We start from the raw sequence: 23012 nt of genomic DNA, 5'->3' as shown, positions 1-23012 counted from the left end.
TATTTGTTTTATTTATACAGGTATACCTTACTGGTTTCACCGGTATCCTCTTATATCACTTAATTTTTACAGAGTAGCGGAATTATGAAACAACATCTTGTTGTACTATTTTCATTAATACATATCAGTCTGGGGCTTTACGCTCAGGATTGTAATAATATATTTTTGGGCGAAGTGGTCGACTTCCATGAAGGCACGCCCTTGTTCGGTGCCATCATTACCCTGGACGGCACCGATGAAAAGGCGACAACAGACTTCAATGGAAAGTTCGCCATAAAAGGACTGTGTAATGGCTCCTACCTGGTCAGGGTTACACATCCGGAATGCGATGACACCACCCTGGAGGTCTCCATCGAGGGAGATACTTACAAAAAAATCCGGTTGGAGCACCACCTGGAAGAATTGGGAGAGGTCGTGGTAACCGAGTCCCGGATAGCCCGCAAAACCCAAACCGGTCAGGAACAGCTTCTCGGTAAACAAACCATAGAACAGTACAGCGGACAAAGTTTGGGGGATGCCCTGAAGGAAATAAGTGGTGTGTCATCCCTGAATACCGGAAGTGCTATTGTGAAGCCTGTAATCCAGGGATTGCATAGCAGCCGGGTGTTGATCATGAATAACGGGGTACGCCTGCAGGATCAGGAATGGGGGAGCGAACATGCCCCTAACCTGGATCTAAACAGTACCTCCAGCCTTAGCGTCATTAAGGGTGCTTCTGCTCTGAAATACGGAGGAGACGCCATTGGCGGGGTAATCGTAGCCTCCCCGGAACGCATCTTTCCCCGCGATACGCTTTACGGAAGTACCATCCTTACCGGAGCTACCAATGGCCGTGGAGGAACCCTGGCCTCATCCCTATTTAAGGGATACGATACCGGATGGAACTGGAAGTTACAGGGAAGTATCAAAAGACTCGGTGACTTTGAAGCCCCGGACTACATTTTGAGCAATACCGGGGTATTTGAGAAGGGGTTTAGCGGCGGATTCGGGTATAATAGCCTGGAGTTCGGTTTTGATGCTTTTTACAGCTATTACAACAATGAGATCGGAATTCTTAGGGCCTCACATATCGGGAATGTAGAAGACCTGGAAAGGGCCCTGCGAAGTGACGAACCTCTCATCATCAGGGATCATACCTATGATATCCTCGCCCCCAAACAGAAGGTAGATCATCATCTGGCCAAGATTAACATGTATAAGCGCCTCGAAGGGCTGGGAAGGTGGAACCTGCAGTACGATTATCAAAGTAATAACCGGCTTGAATTTGATATCAGAAGAGGCGAAGATAATGACAACCGTCCTTCCCTGGACCTCACCCTGAATACACATACCCTTACCACCGATTTCGAATTCGATGCCCAATCCAGTTTTAAACTGCAAACCGGATTGAGAGCCATGTATCAGAACAATTTCCCTGATCCGGCAACCGGAGTGAGAAGGCTCATTCCGGATTACGACCGGTACGATCTTGGGGGATTCCTTTCCGGCAATTATCACATTGACGACCAGTGGCTGATGGAGGCCGGGATACGTTATGATTTCTCCAGAATGGATGCCCAGAAGTATTATGACCTGGACACCTGGACGGAAAGAGGCTATGACGCGCAATTTCCGGAATTTGAAGAAGCTGTTTTCGGCAACCAGATCCTTGTAAATCCCGTCCTGAATTTCCATAATTTTTCGGGTACCCTGGGTGGCAGGTATACGAGGGATTCCTTTGACTGGTTGATCAACTATGCTTTGGCATCGAGGGCCCCGAACCCTTCAGAACTTTTTAGTGATGGCCTGCACCATTCTGCGGCTGCTATTGAGACCGGAGCGCTGGACCTGGATTCAGAGGTTGCCCATAAATTCTCCTTTTCAGCAGAAAAAACAGAAGGCGCCCTGCAATTTTCCATTGCTCCCTACTTTAGCTATATAAACGGATTTATCGTATTGGAGCCCTCCGGACTGGAGGAAACCATCAGGGGAGCCTTCCCGGTTTGGGAGTACCGCCAAACAAACGCAAACATGCTGGGAGCAGACCTCGATGCATCCTACCAGTACAACCGGAATTGGTCCAGTTTCCATAAATTCTCCTATGTGTACGGGAAGGATCTTGACAGAGATGCTCCCCTGATAGACATCCCTGCTGCAAACATGAGCAATAAGGTGAGTTACAACTATCCGGAATTCCATAACCTGAGTATCAGCATTCGAAGTGATTACGTCTTCCGACAGAACAATTTCCCCGATAATAATTTTGAAATTGAGATCATTGAAAACGGAATTCCGGTAACCCGTACGGTAGACCTGAGTACCCCTCCCCCCGCCTATCACCTGCTGGGAATGAATACCTCCATGGTTTTTGGGCTGGGAAAAGGCAATGAACTGCAGGTTGCACTTCTTGCAAATAATATTTTAAACACTTCCTACAGGGATTACCTCAACAGGCAAAGGTTCTATGCGGACGACCTGGGAAGAAATCTACAATTACAAATCAAAATCAATTATTAATTCTATTTAATTTATATCCTTATGAAAAGTTTCCTGAAAATCAATCTTGCCCTTGTTGCCTTAATCGTATTGAGTGCATGTTCTTCAGACGATGACACCCCGGAACAGATCAATGAAGAAGAACTTATTGACCGGGTGGTACTGGAAATCACAGATACCGACACCCAGGCCATGGAGACCTTTATCTGGGAAGAAGGCGCTACAGCACCAGAACCCATTGTACTGAACTCCGGAAAAACCTATGCCGTGGAAATAGGCTTTTTCAATGCTTCTAATCCCGGGAATATCATTGATATCACAGAAGAGGTGATCGAAGAGGCTGATGAGCACCAGGTTTTTTATGAAACCGATATTTCTTCCCTTACCATTTCTCCCGCTGGCGGGGATTTCGAAGATACCCAGGGTAACAAGCTAGGTATTCTAACGAATTGGAGCGCGACCGGAACCACCTCGGGTGCTGTTACCACTTACCTGGTTCATGAACCTGTTTCCAAAACAGGTACAGACAGAGACGATCTTGGAGGTGAAACAGATGTGCAGGTTGCGTTTACGGTTGTAATCAACTAAAAATAAATTGCTTACTCTTAAAAACCGGCTTTCGCCGGTTTTTTTGTTTACTATTACCTCCAGAGGCCATTAAAAACTTGGCACAATACCTGCAAATACCTATAAATTAAAAGTTATTTTACTTAAATTTAAGGTGTTATACCACAACCAAACCAGAAACAAATCACTAATTTCACAATATTATGAATTCCTTAAAACGATATTTAAAGTATGTCCTGTTCTTTGCTATTGTGTTTTCCTTCGGGGTCTCCTGCAATAGTGACGACGATGGCAACCAGGGGAATTGCGGTAACGCCGTTTGTACCGAAGAGTTCCGGGCTTTTGATGTTTCTGTCGTAAACAGAAGCCAGGAGCCTATAGCCCTGGATGAATTTGTTGTAACCTGGGTGGAGAGCGGCAGAAACCTTACCCTGGATTACTCCCAGGAAGACCTGGAGGTATATCAGGCCTCCGGTATGTACCCCCTGATCAGTGACAGTTACCTGTCCGATTTCAGATCCAGGGTAATTAGCCTCACCTTTGAGGGGTATATCAACGGAGAATTGGTAGTTGATGAAGACTTTACCGTAGCCTTTGACTGTTGCCACGTTTTCCTTATCGAAGGAGACCTGGAGGTGGTTCTCGGAGTGGATTAAGTGCTGCCTGCCTGCAATTTAAAACCCGGACCCTTGTTCCGGGTTCTTTTTTTTTACTACTTCCGTTTTATTAGCTTTACCATAACTAAAAGCCTTTATCTTGATCAGAAGAATTCTCTTTTTATGCATATTCCTGTGTTCCTGCTTTGGACATGCACAGGATGTACCACAATTGTATCCGGTACCCCGCGAAATGAGCCTTTTTCCCGGGAAAGGACTATCTCCCGAAGCCCTGCATGCTCTTGAATCATTTGGAATACCGCTTTCCACTGTCCTTAAAAAGGATATGGAAGTACACTGGAAACTCAACCCTAAGGAAGATGGATCACATCTTTTCCTCAGGATCCTGACCTCAAAAGAGATCCCAAATCAGGGTTATACCCTGCGCATCAGAAATGACAGCATTACCTTAAAGGCTGCTGATACCTCCGGAGTGTTTTATGCATGGCAAACCCTGAAACAGCTCAGCACTGCTTTTGCAGACTCGATTCCCAGTGCTTTGGAAATAAAAGACCACCCCGGATTTGAACGCCGGGGATATATGCTGGATATCAGCAGGGATAAAGTCCCCACCATGAACACCCTGTTTGACCTGGTAGATATGCTGGCCTCCCTGAAGTATAACGAACTTCAGCTTTACACCGAACATACCTTCGCCTACAGTGAACATCGGGAAGTCTGGGAAAATGCCAGCCCGATGACCCCCGAACAGATTCGCACCCTGGAATCCTATTGCGGGGTAAGAAATATCGATCTGGTGCCTAACCAGAATTCCTTTGGTCATATGGAGCGCTGGCTTGAGCATGACTCCTACCTGGATCTGGCCGAATGTCCTGAAAATTGCAATACCATATGGGGGCTGCGAAAACGGCATTCCCTGAACCCTGTAAATCCCGAGTCCCTGGAATTCATGAGATCGCTCTATGACGAACTGCTACCCAATTTTAGCAGTGCGTATTTCAATATCGGGTGCGACGAGACCGTAGAACTGGGACTGGGAAGATCGGCTGAACGTTGCAAAGCATACGGAAAAGGCCGGGTTTACCTCGATTATGTAAAAGATTTGTACGACGCGGCAACCAGTCACGGCAAAAAAGTACAGTTCTGGGGCGATATCATTCTGAACTACCCGGAACTCATCGATGAGCTGCCCGAAGACATCACGGCCCTGGTATGGGGATACAGTGCAGATTATCCTTTCGACGAACACCTTCCCAAATTCCGGAATGCCGGTATCGATTTTTACGTTTGTCCCGGAACTTCCTCCTGGAGATCGCTTACCGGAAGAAACAGTAACGGGTTTGAGAACCTCAGGAATGCCGCCCGTAACGGTTACAGCAATGAAGCCAGAGGCTATCTGCTGACCGATTGGGGCGATCATGGCCATTGGCAGCCTGCCGTAGTGAGTATTCCCACGATCATTGCGGGGGCCTCTCTTTCATGGAACCCGGAGAAAGACCCGGAACCGGAACTTGCCGCCTGGATGGACCTGCATATGTTCAGAGATCCGACAGCACAATTCAGCAGGGCCCTGTTAACCCTTGGAAATGCATATTCCGTTAGTGGAATTCCCCCCGGAAATGCAAACATTTTTCATTTGATGCTGCATCGGTATGCATGGTCTCTGGAGGGAAATTACCAGACACGGGAGATGACGGCCAAGGGCCTTTTACGATCAAAAGAAGAACTTCTCAAAGGCCTTGAACTCCTGGAAGCCTCGCGGCCTCAAGTCCGGGACGGAGTTCTGCTTAAGGAAGAACTTCGCCAGGCAGCATCCCTTTCCCTCCATGCCATCGAACTGGGATTAAAACGCTTGGAGGCTGCTAACGGGGAGGTTCAGCATATTCCTGAAATGGAAAGAAAAGCAATGGCTGATTCCCTGGAACTACTTATCGAAGTCCATAAAAAACTATGGTTAAAGCGAAACAGACCCGGAGGACTGGATGATTCTGCCCAAAAACTGGAGGATGTCCGAATACACTATCTGGAAGGAATATGAATCAAAAGGCCTGGATCTATATGACCGATGAGCGCAATTACTGCCGTTTTGCTTTGGGCGTTCAGGGAAAGCATATGCTCGCAGTGATCGCTGCCAATCCCAGTACGGCTGCTCCGGGACAACCAGACCACACCATAAACAGGATCCGGCACATTGCCTCAGCTCATGGTTATGATGGCTGGATCGTTCTCAATCTCTGGCCGGAACGCCAAACCCATCCGGAAAATCTCAGGCAACGGATGCGGAAACCCCTTCACAAACGAAACCTGGAGATTATCGAACAGGTGCTCGGCCAATTTCCGATCCGGAACATCTGGGCAGCCTGGGGCAATATCATAGAACGTCGGAAATATTTAAAGCATTCCTGTGGTGCCATAGTGGAGTTGAGCAGGAAAAACGCTTTTTCCTGGATTCAGCTATCACCTCCTACCCTTAAAGGACACCCCAGACACCCTCTGTATGCGGGAAAGCAAAGCAAACTCATTTCCTTTTACCCGGAATCCTATGCGAAGGAACACTTATAATTATCTCCTATCTTTAAGGATAGGAATAAAAACGGAATCCTGAAAACATGAAAATCGAATATCTATTTCTTGTTTTAGCCTTATTTGCTGAGATCATCGGTACTATTGGCGGATTTGGTTCATCGGTTTTCTTCGTGCCGCTTGGGAGTTTTTATTTTGATTTTCATTCAGTTCTGGGAATGACAGCCATTTTTCACCTGTCAAGTAACCTCAGTAAGATCTTTTTATTTAAAAAGGGCCTGAACAAATTTCTCCTGGTTTACCTCGGAATACCTTCAGTGGTATTTGTCATTATCGGTGGTTACCTCTCCAGGTTTGTTAACAGTCTTTACCTGGAGATCATCCTTGGGGTATTCCTGATAAGCATGAGTCTCCTGTTTCTGATAAGAAAAAACCTGGTGATCACCGCCGGAAAGCCCCAATCGGTGACCGGTGGGGTATTATCCGGGCTTACGGCAGGGTTACTGGGCACAGGAGGAGCGATCCGGGGGATCACTATGAACGCCTTCAATATGGAGAAAAGTGTATTTATCGCCACCTCCGCTCTTATTGATTTTATGGTAGACCTCAGCAGGACATTCGTATACTATGACAATGGCTATATCGGAAAGCAGGAATTAACCTATCTCCCTTTTCTGTTCGCCATCGGACTTCTCGGTACCTGGCTGGGGAAAAGGATCCTGGAGTATATCCCTCAGGAAAAGTTTAAACGATTCTCCCTGCTTCTTATCCTCATCATCGGGCTGATCAGTTTTATACGTGTAATTTCCACTTTATTTTAAACCACCATCATGAAGAAAGTCATCTTGTACATCGCCACCTCTCTTGACGGATATATAGCCGATAAGGAGCACCGTGTGGAGTGGCTGGAAAAACTGGAAAACCCTGACAGTAACGACTATGGGTATAAAAACTTCTTATCGGATATCGACACCCTGATCATGGGTAGAAAAACCTATGAGGTCATCAAGGGGTTTGGCACAGAATGGCCCTATCAGCATTGCAGAACACTTGTGGTATCCAGGCATCCGGAGCTGGCCATCGACACCCCGAACACCGAAGTATTCTCCGGAGACTTATTCGAAGAGGTCGAAAGGATCAAAAATGTATGGAGTGATAAGCACATCTGGTTACTGGGAGGCGGGATCACAACCCGCTCTTTCCTGGAGCACCAGTGTATTGACGAGATCATGTTGTTTACCGCACCCATTGTACTTGGAGAAGGCATTCGCCTGTTCCCGGAATTCAGGAAGCCTGTAAGATTATCGCTTCTGGAGAATTGGTCGTATCCTTCCGGTATGGTCTATTCCCATTACAAGATCATTAAAGACTAAAATTTTATTTTATGATTTCCCCGGAAAGAATCATCAATAGCCCCGGTTTCAGGATCATCGGAATTAAAAGATCCTTTGAAGCCTGCAGGATACAACCCCAGGAACCCTGGATGAAATTTATGCCGCTGTTAAAAACACTTGCCTCCGGCAGGGCAGACTCCTATCTCTATGCCGTCCAGGAATACCAGACGAATCCCGATTCACCCCAATATGGTCCCGCGACCATCATCCATTTCTGGGCCGGAATACGTATGAGAAATGAGGCGAACCTGCTACCTAAGGAGGTTGAAAGCCTTACCGTAACGTCGGGCAGCTATGCAGTTTTCCTGCATCGCGGACCGGCCAGGGAATTTTCTAAAACCATGGATGACATTCTTAACGGGTGGTTGCCGGATTCAGGATATGTACTGGAACAACGTCCCCACCTGCAGGTCATGACTCCGGAGTACAAAGGGCCGGAACACCCGGATGCAGAAGAAGAAGTTTGGGTCCCGGTTCGTTTGAATGAATAAAAAAGTGATTTTCCCTCCTATTAACCTAACATTCCCTCACTTTATACAGAAAAATCGCTAGATAATAATGCGTTAATTCATTGAATTTCATTATTTTAGACGCCGATTAATCATTCTACCCTCTTACCTCCCGCCCTTTAACACAACAACGACTTGACCTGTGATTCAATAACGCAGGAAATGGACAGGTACTGCAGATGGCTCTTTAATGCATTCTTATTTCTCGTCACCACTATAGTTTCGGGACAGGACACTATTCCCGAACGCATAGGGCGGGAAACCCTTTCCTTTGCCCATGTAGACGAGGTTTATTCTCAAATTCTACAGGAAAACAGGCGGATTTGGGTGCATTTACCCGCGAACTACCTCATGGGGTATGACCGGGGCATGCAGTATCCGGTTTTGTTCATTCTGGATGCCAGCTCACATTTTACCGCTATGGCGGCCATGGCCAGCCAATTGGGAGAAGAGATGTTCTGGCCAAAAATGATCGTTATCGGCATCGAAAGCACAGATCGCATGCGGGATCTGACCCCATCCAGGATACACCGGTTGGAGGATATGCCGGAAACGTATTTGAAGAATACGGGGGGAGCCTCCGACTTTTTAAAATTCATCACAGAAGAGCTTATCCCCTATGTAGAAAATCACTATCCTGCCACCTCCTACAGAAGCCTTCTTGGGCATTCCCTTGGAGGATTATTTACCACCTATGCCATGCACACAGCGAACCAGGCCTTTCGCAATTATATTGCCATAGACCCCAGCTACTGGTGGGATAACAACTACCTGATAAAACAACTGGACCCATACAAAAACTGTCCTCTGAACACGGATACCGAGTTCTATCTTGCCGCTGCCAATACCCTTCCGGAGGGTACAGACCTCATGGCCGTTGAAAACGACAGGAGCAACCGTACCGCACATTTCAGGGCCATTACGGCCTATGCGGAGTATCTGGAAAAAAACGGTTGTGGAAAAGATCAGTTCCACTATCGGTTTTATCAGGATAACAGTCATGCCAATATCAGTATTCCGGCTTTCTATGATGCCTTTTCCAGGATCTTTGATTTTTATAATATCGACCCCGTACTAAAGCAATTTGACCCGGAGATCCTTCACAACATCAGTACCCAGCGTTTTTTGAGGGCCTTCCGTAACCATTACAAAAATATTTCCAGGGAGCTGGGATACGAGGTGCTTCCTGAGGAAGATCTGATCAGCTCCATGGGATACCGCAGCCTGGAGCTGGAAGACTTTGAAAAGGCCGAAGCCCTGTTTCGGTTCAATATCACCAATTTCCCGGAAAGTTCAAGAGCCTACGATTCCATGGGCGATTTTTTCCTGGCTACAGACCGTCCCTATCACGCAGAAAAGTACTATCTCAAGGCCGTCACTTTGGACAGAAATCCCATCTCCATGCAAAAACTTCACTTTCTGAAAAGAAAGCAATAAAAAACCCCGGTGCTCACCGGGGTTTTTCGTTTAACACAAAAATCAGCCTATTCAGCAGTCTCAGAGACAATCGGATCAAGGATCCCTTCCACCACATCTGCACTGTTGATATAGGTTGCAAACTCCATGAGCTCCTTTGCTGAAATGTCATCGATCAGGGTATTAAAATCCTCCTGATCTATCACTTCATTTCCATACAGAACATGTCCGAGCAAGGCACTCATCCAATATGAATTTTTCGTGTACTGTTCTGCACGCGACTTCTGCATATTCTTCTTCACCTCTACGAGGTCATTCAGTTCAATATGTCCCTGGATCTTTTGCATTTCATCATAAACCACGGCCACGAGTTTATCCCTCATTTCCGGATTACAATTAAAATTAACGGAAAGGCCAAACCGCTCATCCGGAATCCTGCTTACGTTTGAACCGACCCCTACGCCGTAACTTCCGCCTTCCTGCTCCCGGATCACCTCATTGTATCTTTTCTTAAGCAATTCTGCGAGCATACCGTTCTTAATGGTGTTTCTGTAATTATAAGGCATCTCATGCGTCAGGGAAATATTCACCGAAGTTTGGGGTGTCTCCAGCTCTTCCTTAAGGTGTACAAGGGTTTTTCCCTTAGCTGGTTCCATATCGTGGTCAATATAGGTTTCCTCCTTCCCCTGGCCTTTAATGGACCCGAGATAACGACGTGCGTATTCCTTTAAACGGGCTTCATCGAAATCTCCCACAAAGAAAAAGGTGAAATCCGAAATGTTTGAGAAGCGATCGGCATACACCTCTTTTATGGTTGCCAGGTCAATGTTTTCAACCAATTCCTCATCAAAGAAAAATACCCGCTCATGATAGTTGGCCGAAGCCAGCTGCAGGGAATCCCGGAAGATGGCCTGCTTATCTCCTTCCCTACTCTTAAGATTTTTCCTGATGAAGTCTTTGGTCAGGCTCAGCGCATCCTCTTCAAATCTGGGGGCTTCAAAAAACAGGTAGACCTGCTGAAACAATACTTCCAGGTCTTCCCTGTTACTGCTGCCGTTCAGGCTTTCGGCATTGCCCTGGAGCCCGACAGAAGCATTTGCCCTTTTCCCTTTCAATTTCTTTCTCAGATCGTTCAGGTCAAAACTTCCCAGGCCGGATTGACTGCTTACATAGGTTGCCAGTTGTGCAGCAGGTAATGCCTCCTTATTGAGTAAAGACATTCCTCCCGGGCTGTAAGCCTTCATCATGATCTGATCCTTGCTATGGTCTGTAGGGTAAAGTACAAAACGCACTCCGTTTTCCAGGGTGTAGATCCTTGCATCAAGGGCTTCGATCTGCTCGGTAGCTACTATGGCTACATCCTTAAGCTCATCTTCCACCAGAGGCTTATCGACATAGGTGTCCTTGTAAGGCGATGTTTCCAGGGTTTTCACCTTCTCCAATACCCCTTCAAATGCAGCCTTGGACGGATACTCCTCCTTCCCGTTACCGGTAACGGCTATAACCGTATTACTGAGGTCAAAGTGGTCATTGATCCAGGCTTTAATATCTTCGTTCGAAATGGTTTCCAGCCTGGCCAGGGCATAATCTTTGTACCAACTAATATCTGCTAAAGGACCCCCATTAAAATAATGGTTGTACAATTGCTTGGCATGCTGATCGTTGCTGATCTTATGTTTATTCTTTTCACGGTTAATGATACCGGTCTTCATCGCGGTGATGGTTCTTTCCAATTCTCCCTCGGTAGCGCCGTGTTGGGCAAGTCGCTTCATTTCCATCAGGGCGAATTCCATGGCCTCCACCATCCTGCCTTCTCTCGGTGTAACACTCAGGGTAAAGACTTCAGTTGGACGAACAAAATTCGAATAACCAAAACGTACAGAAAGTGCAGGTGCCTCCACATTGGTCAGAAACTCGCTCATACGGCTTCCGTAAACTGAACTTACCACAGACTGGACCATATCCATGTCCAGTTTTTCCGTCCCCTCGTAATCGTCAGCTTTCCGCTTGGCAATAAATTGCAGGCTGGCAGAACCTAGTTCCGGATCCACAACTTCCACATAATTAAATTCTCCCGGTAAAGGCACCTCAAAGCTACCCCTCTCTGGAAGTCCCTTGCGAAGGGGAATGGTGGAGAACAGCGCTCTGATCTTCTTTTCCATCGCCTCCACATCAATATCCCCAACAACCACAACGGCCTGTTGGTCCGGGCGATACCAGGTTTTATAATAATCGCGCAATTCATCGTATTCAAAATTGTTGACCACTTCCATCAGACCAATCGGGAAACGCTCTGCGTATTTTGAACCTTTTAAGGTTCCCTCTTCCCAGATTTTGAAAGCAGCCCTGAGACCCGGGGTATTCCGGGTTCTCCATTCTTCGTTAATGACCCCCCGCTCTTCATCGATATCCTTACCGTTCAGGGTTAGTCCGTTAGACCAATCCTTCAGTACCAGCAGTACAGAGTCGAGAAGCTGTTCTCTTCCCACAGGAACACTGCTTACGTTGTAAACCGTTTCATCAAAAGCGGTAAAGGCATTGATCTCAGAACCAAAACGAATTCCATTCTTTTCGAGGTATTCCAGCATGGCCTTCCCTTCAAAATGCTCCAGTCCGTTAAAAGCCATATGCTCTAAAAAGTGTGCCAGTCCGCGCTGAGAATCCTTTTCAAGAACAGAACCTACATTTTGAGCAAAGTAAAAAGAGGCGCGGTCCTTTGGCTCTTCGTTATGCCGGATATAATATTTAATACCGTTTTCCAACTGACCTGTTACCACAGCCTTGTCCATCGGAACCGATTTGGATTCCTGGCCATGGATGGCAGAAATTCCCAGAATTCCAATACAAAAGACCCTGAGTATATTTTTCATAATTTATTATTTAAGTTATCTATTCTTTAGACGCAGTAATTAAGGCTATCACCTAAACAGGCAGTTGTAATATTTTGTTAAATTTCCAAAAGTCGTCCTTCCATAGCACTTCTTGTCCAAAATACCTGATCTACAAATAAGAAAAGTCTCCTTAAAAGGAGACTTTTCTACTTAATTTGAACATGTATAAAACTAAGACCTCGCCTTTGTTTTACGGGTAGCGATCATCAAATTAACCCATTAACCATGCTTTATTTATTCCACTCCTCGAGGCGCTCTTTCTGATCGGAATATGGAATACTGTTAATCATCCAATCTTCGGGCTGCTGCCCCTTCAGATGGTAATCAAACCATTTGAGGATGCGCTGCTGGTAATCGATCTGATTCTTCTTTCTGCTCAGACTATGCCCTTCATTCTGATACACCAGCAACACAAATTCCTTACCGGCCCTTCTGGCCGCATTATAATATTCCACTCCCTGAGACCAGTTTACATTGGCATCAGCATCTCCCACCATGAACATCACCGGGGTATTGAGTTTATCCACCTGCATTACAGTAGAATTCGCTACATATTTATCCGGAGCTACCCATGGAGCCACTTCCATACGCTCCTGTCCTACCTCGAAATGATCATTTTCAGGCCGCCAACCAAAGGCAGGGGTGATGGCCAGGTTCATACTTATCAGGTCTGTTAATCCGGCTCCGGCCACAGTGGCCGCAAAGATATCGGTTTGGGTAGGTACGAAACCGGCCTGGTATCCTCCCCAGGAATGACCGATCAGTCCAACTTTATCAGCATCCACATCCCACTTTTCCACTACGGCAGCAACAGCGTTCTCCAGTGTTCTGGCTGCAGAAACCCCGGGATTCCCTGCTTCAAATTCCATATCAGGTTTGAATACGAAATAACCGGATTGCACCCACAGCAACGTATTGTAGTAATCGTTCTCTGAAGGCTGCATATAGTTATGTAAACCATGAGACAACTTTTCGTATACATAGGTAATCATCGGATACTTATTCCCGGGAACATAATTCGCCGGGAAGTACAATACCCCCTGAGACCGGTTACCCTGGGAGGTTTTAAAATCTACCAGTTCGGCCTTGCTCCACTGGTACTCCTCCTGAAACTCATTGATAAAGGTGAGCTGTTTTTGGGTTTTAAAGTTATCTGATGTGTAATAGGCATCCCCGGGAATATCGTAGGAAGACCGCACGAATACCATCTGCCCGGTGTCTTCATTTCGGGCAATCCTCCGGATACTGGCATCCTCCAGAATATGGACCGTTACCGCTGATCCGGGTTTCCCTGAAGCATACCCGGTCTGCTTCGTCCATTTTCCTTCTACCTGATAAAACAACGGTTTATTCACCATGACAAAACCATCGTCCTTAGCCGTAAAATCCAGCCTGTAAATGTTCTCACTTTCCTTCCCCTGGGTAAGCCTTCGGGGCGCCCTTCCATCCGTAAAGAATTGCCATACATCAAATTCCGAATTCAGGAGAAACGATCTGCCTCCCTTTGCCCAACCTGCAAATCCAAATGCCGGTTTCTGGGGCAACGGATGGTCATTGTGGTGGTCTATAAAATCTGCATCGATACCCGCAGTGAGGTTTCTGACCTCCCCGGTTTTAATATCATAAAGAAAAAGAGCATCCTCTTTAAGGTATACAAAGTACCTGCTATCCGGGCTCAGTTCATAATACTTACTGACCCTGTCAACCAGCTTTGACTTTTGTCCATTTAGGGGGTCTAACGCATACACATCATAAAAATGCCTGCCAAACATCACTTCCTTCCTGTAGGGAGTTTCGTCGTACCCCAGAAAAACCTCCCCTTCTTCAGTAACATTGATCTTCTCCAGGATATCCCCCTGCAGTACAGTGAGGCTTTCCTTTTGAAAATCCCATACTGCCGTCTTAGGAGTTTCAAAACCATTCATTCCTGACAAATGCTGAGCCGGAACCAGGACAGGGTCCTTGCTATGCCAGATCTGAAGGTCCGGTGCCTCGTCATGTTTGTTGTAATATACCGGGCGGATCGCTTCATTGTGGTCTTCATTCATTACCACTGCAGTGTCCAGGGTTTCCTCTGGGGCCTTATTAAATTTAGATGTGCGTTTATGAATGCTGAAATACAACCTGCTGTTGTTTTTGGCCAATACGATATCATCAGCCAGGACCCGCATATCTTCCGCCAGGATGTCCTGCCTATGAGGTTCGAAACTCACTACATTATAAGATTCCTTATCAAGTCCTTTTAAAAGTATCACATCATGAGAAGACTCTTCATAGGCCTCATTAACACGTTGCTTCACCACTAAGGCATCATTGGAACCTTCAATCCAACGCATCACGGTATAGTCATGCTCATGATTATCCAGTAGTTTTATGGTTCCCGATGCCGGGTCGTAAAGTTGAATTTCATTATCTCCATTATGATTCTCGACCTTGAAGAGGATCAGGTTACTCTGATTGTTCCATTCAAAACCATGTACATTTCCGAAACTAATTTCCTTCCCGGTCCTGATATTTCTAATCACCAGGGCATTTCCGTGATCCTTATTCCTGGTAAGCGCCAGGTAGGCCCCATCCGAGCTAAACTCATAACTCTTCAGGTTATTCAAGGCAACAGTATCCTTAGTATTGAGACCGTATAGCCAGGCACGGGCTTCAACCTTTCCATTTACCTCTCTGATGCGTTGCATTTCCTTACCCGGAAGAGTCCTTCTTAAAATTGCCCAGTGACTGTCAGGAGAGAATTCAATCCCATTCACATCATTAAAGATCATCTCTTCTCCCGATCTAAGATCGTTCAGGATCAGGGAACGATCTCCTTCATTAGTACCTTTGATCACGGCTAACCAATTTCCATTTTCTGAGAATTCCGCACCCCTAACGCTTTCCCACTTTCCGTAATCGGAAGGGGTCAGAGGTTTAAGTGCTTCTTCAGTATGGTCCTGTGCGATTAAACCGGCTGAACAAAGAAAAAGTATCCATAAAAAAACAGGGGAAAGTACCACCCGTAAACGGTGTTCTTTTAAGTAAATGTTCATGATGTTAAGGTTTGGGTTACATCCAAAAATCAATACGTTGATTTTCAGACAGCTGCAAGATAACAAGGGAAATAAAACCTGAAAAATAATTATCAAATTTTAAGAGAAAAAAATTGAATTTTATGATTATAAATACCTTAAAGACAGAATAATACGTGTAATATTAAGTTAACAAGGGTATTTCATCCTATTGAATAGGCAGTTAATCGATTATTAACCAGGCGGTTAGCCTTTTGAACTTTGTACCGAATTCAGGAAATTAAGGCCTCATTCCACGCTACTTCCCCGGATGATCCTCCTTTGGAGATCAGCAGTTAAACCTGCGATATAAACCTCGCAAACCGCACTTCATTTTCAGGAAGAGAATGATCGGAGCAGGACATAAAAAAAACCTGCTGAAAAGCAGGTCTTTTAAATATGAATTTTTGAACCCGATCACATTTCGAGGGTTTCAAATACATTGCGAATTTCGTCAGAAGAAGGTCTTGGCGCATTGCTGTTCACTATATTTCCCTGTGGATCAAGCAGAATGAATCTTGGGATCCCCTTGATCATATAATCCTGAATGAATTGCGATTCCCAGTCGTTATCGGCAAATAACTGCACACCTCCAAGCTCAAGATCAGCTACCATCTTCTGCCATTTGTCGTGATCTTCCCTGCTGTCAATAGAGATACTGACGAATTCAATGTTCCTGTTGTGATAATCAGCCTCCAGCGTTTTCAGGAAAGGAATCTCCCGCTTACAGGGACCACACCAGGTTGCCCATACATCTATATATACATATTTTCCTTTCAGATTTTCGAGAGAGGTAGTGCCACCCGCATAATTTTCATAATCAGTAAATTCAGGAGAAGGATTCCCCTCAGACAGGGTCATCAACTTCTCATAATCCTTCCTGATCTCTGCCTTTTGCTCCTCATCGGTAGCATTCGCCATATAAAACTCAAAATACGTTTTCGGCTCTTCGGAGTAAGACAGATATACCTTTGCATTTTCGAACAACAGATTGTTCTTAATACCATCATTCGGGTTTTCCGAAATAGCCTTAAGCAAAGCCAGCGGTTGTGGTAAGGAATCCTTTTCCACCAATTCTGCTGCTTTTTGATTGTAAGTCCCTGTTAGCAGGCTTTTATAGGCCGTCGAAAAACGATATGCCTCAGGATCTCCCATGTTAACCTCCTTCAGCAGAGCGTGAATCTTTTCGGAAGCCTTGAATTCTCTGTTATTGGTATAATACCCGTGGTAAAGCTCGTAATTATTCACCTGGTTCAGGTATTCGAAATTGATATTGGCCTCTTCCAGATTTTTAAAGGAAGCAGAAAGACTGGTAGAGGCGGTTAACAGGTCCTGATGTGCTTTTTTAACCTCATTTAAAGTGGCAAGAAAGGCCTCTTCATCAAGGGTATAGATATTCTGAGCTCCGACCTCCAGGTCCTGGGATTTCTTTTTCTTAGCCTCATAATAGGTAGCAGTTGCAGCGGCAGAACCATCAAAAGTAAGGGTTGCGGAATTGGCTGCGTCGTAATTAACTTTTAAACGATCTCCCTCTTCCAGGTAAAACTGCATTTTATTTTTACCATCACTAAGCATGTAAGTACCGGAGGCGGATTTCAGGGTATCGATAAAGCTACCATCCTCTTTGAGAGTAATCTTACCCCTGAAGGCTCCGGACAAATCGTTTATCGCCAGTTCCTTTCCTTTAAAGTTAGAGATATTACCTTCCAAGATGGCATAATCTACTTTCGATTCCTGCTTGCAGCCCAGGGTGAGTACGGCTAATCCAAGTACAAAAAGTGTTTTTTTCATTAATTGCTTATTCGGTTTTTATAATGCTATGAAATTTTACAAACCTTCAAGAATAAATAATATTTTTTTTCTTTTCCTTAAAAGAAATCTAAAATTTAGAAATATATCGTAACATTTTAATTTGGGAGTGTCGATTGCTCTAAAGTTTATACGGATGGGAATCACTTCCCTCAACTTATACTATATTTGGCGAAAGAACGAAACCAAAAAAAACAATTCTATGAAAATAGCGCTTTATGCAGGAGCGCTGCTCCTTGCAGCATGTAACAGTGCCCAGCAAAATGTAGCAGCCCAGCAGGCCCCTGCTTCCAAAGAAGAAGTTTCTCCGGTTACTTATGCCAATACCATCACTGAGGAGGAGCTCAAGGAACACCTTTTCACGTACGCGTCAGACGAATTCAAGGGTCGCGACACCGGTACGGAGAGTGAAAAAATGGCAACAGATTACCTGAGTAATGCTTATAAAGAAATGGGAATTGCAGCTGCGAGAGGAAACCAGGATTACCTGCAGCCCGTACCCCTGATGAGGTATGCCCTGCCAACCGGATCGGTATATTTACAAGATAACAAACTGACTATCGGCAAGGATATTTTTACGGCTTCAGGCTTATACAATGGAGAACTCCAGGCCGTGTTTGCGGGGTATGGCATCGAAACTGAAAAGTACTCGGATTATGCGAGTCTGGATGTTAGCGGTAAGGCGGTGATCATCAAAGCCGGGGAGCCGAAGCAAACAGATGGTACCTACGTTATTACCGGCAGCACTGAAAAAAGTGACTGGAGCAACTGGAGAGAAACCCTGGAAACCAGGATAGAGATCGCTTTCGAGAAGGGAGCAGAAGCAGTGATCTACCTCGACGACGAATTTAAAAGTCGTCTTCAGAGGAGATATGAATACATGAAAAACGCTGATCACGGCGGGCAATTAAGCCTGGCAGATGATGTGGCCAACAAGAACATTCTTTTTGCCTCCGAAAGTCTGCTTCAGGACCTTTACCCTCAAAATGCCAACCTGGAGGAGGCCATAAGCCTTAAGGTGGAAGGAGATAATAACAGTGAAGAGGTAATTGCCAACAACGTGGTAGCCTATATTAAAGGGAAAAGCAAACCGGATGAATTCCTGGTAATCTCTGCCCATTTGGATCATGTGGGGGTAAACAGCAACGGAGAGGTTTATAACGGTGCTGATGATGATGGAAGTGGTACCGTAGCCATCCTTGAAATTGCTGAAGCCTTTAAAAAAGCTGCAGAAGAAGGAAACGGTCCGGAGCGTTCGGTAGTATTTCTCCATGTAACGGGAGAAGAGAAAGGGCTCTTTGGATCAGAATACTATACCTCTAACCCCGTTTTCCCCCTCGAAAATACAGTAGCCGATCTCAATATCGACATGATCGGTCGTATTGACCCTAAACGGGAAGGAAACCGGAATTATATCTACCTGATCGGGTCAGACAAACTCAGTACCGATCTTCATGAACTGTCAGAAGAGGTGAACCGAACCTATACCAATATTGAACTGGATTACACCTATAACGATAAGAATGACCCCAATCGCTTTTACTACAGAAGCGACCATTACAATTTTGCGAAGAATAATGTCCCCGTGATCTTTTACTTCAACGGAACTCATGATGATTATCACCAGCCGAGCGATACGCCGGACAAGATCAATTACGATCTGCTTGCCAACAGGGCCAAGCTGGTGTTTCACACCGCCTGGGAGATCGCCAACAGGCCCGAACGCCTGGAGGTCGATAAGGCCGAGATCGAATAAGGAAAAAGCCCCGCAATTGCGGGGCTTTTTTGTGTGATAAGGTGGTGAATGTATTTCCCATTAATAGGCTTTTATGCCATTAGAAAGTTTTCTTGGCGGGGAGTCATCATCCGTCAACGCCTTCTGATGACCATCGGGAGGTGTTGACTCCTTCCCCTTAAGGGGCCAGCCGGGGCGATGGGTATATGAAACGGGATAGTTCCCGGAGATTACCCATCAACCCTCCCCGACTCAAGGCTACGCCTTGATCCACCCCTCCCTGTCCAGGGCGGGGAGCCTTTTTAATTTTAAAATATATTGATCTGTCAGCTGCAATAGCACAACAACTCTTCCTTTAATGTAGTGAAATACCCCTCCTTTTTAAGGAGGGGTGGCCCCAGGTCGGGATGGTTCATGAAAGCTGCATTTGCCAACTCGCCGCCTGGCTCCTTCGATAAAAAGGTCCGGCGGACCTTTTTAAAACGCTCGGCCCTCAATAAAGCCTTCAGCGCCCTGCAGGCGCCGGGGCCTTTTTTTGTACCACTCACTTAGAAAGCGAGCCTGTCTGACGACAGTCAGGCTTTCGGGGCAACATCATGTTTTCTAAACAAACTACAGGGTTAGCTCCCTTCGGTCGCTGAGCCGACAGAGGGAAACCTGCTAATTAAGCCTTCAGCGCCCTGCAGGCGCCGGGGCTTTTTTTGTACCACTCACTTAGAAAAGCGAGCCTGTCTGACGACAGTCAGGCTTTCGGGGCAACATCATATTTTTCAAACAAACTACCGGGTTAGCTCCCTTCGGTCGCTGAGCCGACAGAGGGAAACCTGCTAATTAAGCCTTCAGCGCCCTGCAGGCGCCGGGGCTTTTTTTGTACCACTCACTTAGAAAAGCGAGCCTGTCTGACGACAGTCAGGCTTTCGGGGCAACATCATATTTTTCAAACAAACTACCGGGTTAGCTCCCTTCGGTCGCTGAGCCGACAGAGGGAAACCTGCTAATAAAGCCTTCAGCGCCCTGCAGGCGCCGGGGCTTTTTTTGCACCACTCACTTAGAAAAGCGAGCCTGTCTGACGACAGTCAGGCTTTCGGGGCAACATCATATTTTTCAAACAAACTACCGGGTTAGCTCCCTTCGGTCGCTGAGCCGACAGAGGGAAACCTGCTAATAAAGCCTTCAGCGCCCTGCAGGCGCCGGGGCTTTTTTTGTACCACTCACTTAGAAAAGCGAGCTTTTCACGTTCGGGTACAAAAAAAGCCCTCAGATCTCTCTGAAGGCTTTATTGGGTGGAAGACCGGGTTCGAACCGGCGACCTCTGGAACCACAATCCAGCGCTCTAACCAGCTGAGCTACAACCACCATTTGTTGCGCTTGCTCTGCCAAGTGGCAAAGCGAGTGCAAATGTAGCTTATTTTATCTCTTTTTGCCAAATATTTTTTTAAAAAAATTTAGTCCGATCTCCTTCCGCATCCCCCTATATCAGATCATCCAGCTGCTTAACAGCCACATAGCGTTCTGTGGTAAATCCTTCCGCATGCTCCACCCCTATTAAACGACCGAGATCGCGTGCTCTGTAATCCAAACTGTCAAAGAAATTCTTCGAACTGATAGGTGTACTTGGCTCATTACTCTTAGGGTCGTAGAACTGGGAAGCATAGGCCTCTATGGCATTCATTTTAGCCTCCATAAATCCGCTGACGTCCATGACAAAATCCGGCTCAATAGGTTTCCATTGGATATAGTGATAACCCCTCTTGGGTCTCCAGGGTTCCTGCCACTCATCGTCGCCATCAAACTTGGTATCGATCTTTCGCAATCCGCTTAGAAAACACGCATCGCTTACCAGCTTGCTCCCTTTCCCATGATCGATATGCCTGTCGTCAATAGCATTGCATAAAACAATTTCAGGACGGTATTTCCGGATCATCCGAATGACCTCCAGTTGATGTGCTTTATCGTTCACAAAGAAACCATCGGCAAATTCCAGGTTTTCACGAACTACTACCCCAAGCCGGCGAGCAGCCTCTGCAGCCTCCTCGTCGCGGATCTCTGCTGTGCCCCTGGTTCCTAATTCCCCGCGGGTAAGATCAATGATCCCTACCTTTTTACCATTGGCAATCTCTTTGGCCAGGGTAGCTCCACATCCTAATTCCACATCATCCGGGTGAGCCCCGATAGCCAGTATATCCAACTTCATATATAAATTTTTAAACAAAAATAGGGAAGATTCCTTAATTGACCTCTACTCCCCATCCCACAGCCTGAAGCGCCTGCTCGATGTCTTCGATCAAATCGCTTTTATCTTCAATACCCAGCGAAAAGCGCAAGAGCCGGTCAGAGATCCCCTGGTCTGCCCTTTCCTGCTCCGACAATAAGGCATGAGAAGTTTTTGCAGGAGAAAGAATGGTACTCTCTACCCCCGCAAGACTCATGGAAGGTTTAATGAGCTTTAAATGTTTTAGAAAACTCACCTGATCTACCGACGGGTCAAACTCAAAGGAAAGCATTCCACCAAAGTCCGACATCTGTTCGCAGGCGATCCTGTGGTCGGGGTGATGCTTAAGCCCCGGATAATACACCCTGGCTATGGCAGGGTGTTTTTCCAGAAACCTGGCCATCTTTCGGGCATTTTTATTCTGAGCCTTGACCCGGATACCCAAGGTTTTTATACTTCGCTCCAGGAGCCAAACCGTATAATCGCTCAGGCTGCCGCCAAGATTTTTACCCAATGAAAAAATTCTTTCTATATGTGCCTCAGATGCACACACTGCCCCGGCCAGAATGTCACTATGCCCACCCAGGTATTTGGTAGCGCTGTGAATGATCACATCGATCCCCAGGGTTGCAGGATTCTGGTTTACGGGAGAGGCAAATGTATTGTCGACCATAGAAACCAGGTTGTATTCCCTGGCCAAAACTCCCACCATCCTCAGATCGGTTATGGTGAGTAACGGATTGGAAGGGGTCTCGGCATAAATAACCCGGGTATTTTCCCGGATCTCCTTTTCAAAATCTTCCCGGCTTAACCCCTTGGTAAAACTGTATTCGATACCGAAATGCTCAAATTCTTCCACAACAAGATTAAAGGTCCCTCCGTAAAGTGTTTTCTGAAGGACGATATGATCTCCCTTAGAAAGAAAAGCAAGTAATGCAGTACTTACTGCAGCCATGCCGCTGCCGAACACAAGAGCGGCTTCCGTTTTTTCAAGAGCTGCCAGCTTTTTGGAGAGGGCCTGCTGATTGGGAGTATTAAAATACCGCGGATACCGTTTCTCCGACACCTCCTCATAGGCATAGGAGGTTGACATATACAATGGAGATACCGCTCCTTTAAAAGTATCGTCCTTTAATTCTCCGGTATGTGTGCAAATGGTGTTGATGCCTTTTTTCATAAAGCTGATTGAGGGGTTATTTTAAAATCCATTCCGTAATACTTGGATCTGTAGGCAGGGTTTGAGGGTCTACTACAGCAACCAGGGTACCATCTTCATCAATAAGATATTTCTGAAAGTTCCAGGTCACCTCAGAGTCCATCACCCCATTTTCAGATTTTTGGGTTAAAAACCTGTAGACCGGGTGCATGTCCTCTCCCTTAACCGAGATCTTACTCATCATCGGGAAACTTACCCCAAAATTCAGGGAGCAGAATTCTGCAATCTCCGTATTGGTTCCGGGCTCCTGATTCCCGAAGTTGTTCGCCGGGAAGCCTACAATGATAAAATCGTCTCCCCCGTAAGTTTCATATAATTCCTGAAGTTGCTCGTATTGAGGCGTAAGACCGCATTTACTTGCCGTATTTACAATCATTATTTTCTTTCCCTTCAGATCGGAGAACTTAAAGAGCTCCCCATTGATATCCTCAACTTCAAATCCATAAACGTTCTTTTGCTGAGCAACGGGTTCAATTTCATTATTAGCCGCCATAATAGTTGCCGATTCTGCAGAATTGTCCTTACAACCGGATAAAATGATCATCATTGCAACCGTAAATAATTTTTTCATAGGTTATTCTTTTTTAGCGCC

At 45.9% G+C, this 23012-nt stretch carries 16 protein-coding genes and 1 tRNA gene; 10 read left to right on the top strand and 7 right to left on the bottom strand.

The features are described 5' to 3' along the window. Positions 1–84: 84 nt before the first annotated feature. The 9 genes from K7R11_RS12565 to K7R11_RS12525 all read left to right on the top strand — a co-directional run bounded on the left by K7R11_RS12565 (position 85) and on the right by K7R11_RS12525 (position 9522). Entirely contained in the window at positions 85–2496 is a 2412-nt protein-coding gene (locus tag K7R11_RS12565; RefSeq protein ID WP_224491086.1) for a TonB-dependent receptor, read from the top strand. Positions 2497–2517: 21 nt separating this feature from the next. After that, a complete protein-coding gene (locus K7R11_RS12560; protein WP_224491085.1) occupies positions 2518–3063 on the top strand; it encodes a type 1 periplasmic binding fold superfamily protein in 546 nt (181 codons plus the stop codon). Between the two features lie 182 nt (positions 3064–3245). After that, entirely contained in the window at positions 3246–3698 is a 453-nt protein-coding gene (locus K7R11_RS12555) for a hypothetical protein (protein ID WP_224491084.1), read from the top strand. A 100-nt stretch (positions 3699–3798) separates the two neighbouring features. Next, a complete protein-coding gene (locus K7R11_RS12550) occupies positions 3799–5697 on the top strand; it encodes a beta-N-acetylhexosaminidase (RefSeq protein ID WP_224491083.1) in 1899 nt (632 codons plus the stop codon). Next, positions 5694–6221, top strand: a complete 528-nt coding sequence (locus K7R11_RS12545) for a DUF1643 domain-containing protein (protein ID WP_224491082.1) — start codon at positions 5694–5696, stop codon at positions 6219–6221. Before K7R11_RS12550 ends, K7R11_RS12545 begins: the two co-directional genes overlap by 4 nt. Positions 6222–6268: 47 nt before the next feature. Beyond that, positions 6269–7003, top strand: a complete 735-nt coding sequence (locus K7R11_RS12540) for a sulfite exporter TauE/SafE family protein (RefSeq protein WP_224491081.1) — start codon at positions 6269–6271, stop codon at positions 7001–7003. A 9-nt stretch (positions 7004–7012) separates the two neighbouring features. Next, on the top strand, positions 7013–7555 hold the full coding sequence (locus K7R11_RS12535) for a dihydrofolate reductase family protein (RefSeq protein ID WP_224491080.1): 543 nt from the start codon (positions 7013–7015) through the stop codon (positions 7553–7555). Positions 7556–7566: 11 nt separating this feature from the next. Continuing rightward, positions 7567–8067: a GyrI-like domain-containing protein gene (locus tag K7R11_RS12530; RefSeq protein ID WP_224491079.1), complete on the top strand. Its 501-nt coding sequence runs from the start codon at positions 7567–7569 to the stop codon at positions 8065–8067. A 180-nt stretch (positions 8068–8247) separates the two neighbouring features. Further along, the gene (locus K7R11_RS12525; protein ID WP_224491078.1) at positions 8248–9522 is read left to right on the top strand and encodes an alpha/beta hydrolase; all 1275 of its coding nucleotides are present in this window, start codon (positions 8248–8250) and stop codon (positions 9520–9522) included. Positions 9523–9569: 47 nt separating this feature from the next. On the opposite strand, the gene K7R11_RS12520 is transcribed toward K7R11_RS12525, so the two are convergent. From K7R11_RS12520 to K7R11_RS12510, 3 genes are all read right to left on the bottom strand, one after another. Continuing rightward, positions 9570–12371 (bottom strand): M16 family metallopeptidase, encoded by a 2802-nt coding sequence (locus K7R11_RS12520; protein WP_224491077.1) that lies wholly within the window; start codon positions 12369–12371, stop codon positions 9570–9572. A 251-nt stretch (positions 12372–12622) separates the two neighbouring features. Then, positions 12623–15430: a S9 family peptidase gene (locus tag K7R11_RS12515; protein WP_224491076.1), complete on the bottom strand. Its 2808-nt coding sequence runs from the start codon at positions 15428–15430 to the stop codon at positions 12623–12625. 435 nt (positions 15431–15865) lie between these two features. Continuing rightward, positions 15866–17239 carry a TlpA family protein disulfide reductase gene (locus tag K7R11_RS12510; RefSeq protein ID WP_224491075.1) on the bottom strand — a complete coding sequence of 458 codons (1374 nt, stop codon included), beginning with the start codon at positions 17237–17239 and terminating at the stop codon, positions 15866–15868. 220 nt (positions 17240–17459) lie between these two features. On the opposite strand from K7R11_RS12510, the gene K7R11_RS12505 reads away from it, so the two are divergent. Further along, a complete protein-coding gene (locus K7R11_RS12505; RefSeq protein ID WP_224491074.1) occupies positions 17460–19013 on the top strand; it encodes a M28 family peptidase in 1554 nt (517 codons plus the stop codon). A gap of 1260 nt (positions 19014–20273) precedes the next feature. Here K7R11_RS12505 and K7R11_RS12500 read toward each other — a convergent pair. The 4 genes from K7R11_RS12500 to K7R11_RS12485 form a co-directional block, all read right to left on the bottom strand. Then, a tRNA-His gene (locus K7R11_RS12500) sits at positions 20274–20349 on the bottom strand. Positions 20350–20463: 114 nt separating this feature from the next. Continuing rightward, on the bottom strand, positions 20464–21186 hold the full coding sequence (gene bshB1, locus K7R11_RS12495; protein ID WP_224491073.1) for a bacillithiol biosynthesis deacetylase BshB1: 723 nt from the start codon (positions 21184–21186) through the stop codon (positions 20464–20466). 34 nt (positions 21187–21220) lie between these two features. Next, positions 21221–22381, bottom strand: coding sequence for a trans-sulfuration enzyme family protein (locus K7R11_RS12490; RefSeq protein WP_224491072.1), 1161 nt, complete (start codon positions 22379–22381; stop codon positions 21221–21223). Between the two features lie 16 nt (positions 22382–22397). After that, on the bottom strand, positions 22398–22913 hold the full coding sequence (locus K7R11_RS12485) for a glutathione peroxidase (RefSeq protein WP_410528200.1): 516 nt from the start codon (positions 22911–22913) through the stop codon (positions 22398–22400). Positions 22914–23012: the final 99 nt, after the last annotated feature.

The sequence above is a fragment of the Robertkochia flava genome (genome assembly GCF_020166515.1).
Lineage (GTDB): Bacteria > Bacteroidota > Bacteroidia > Flavobacteriales > Flavobacteriaceae > Robertkochia > Robertkochia flava.
This window is presented reverse-complemented; position numbering and strand designations above follow the sequence as displayed.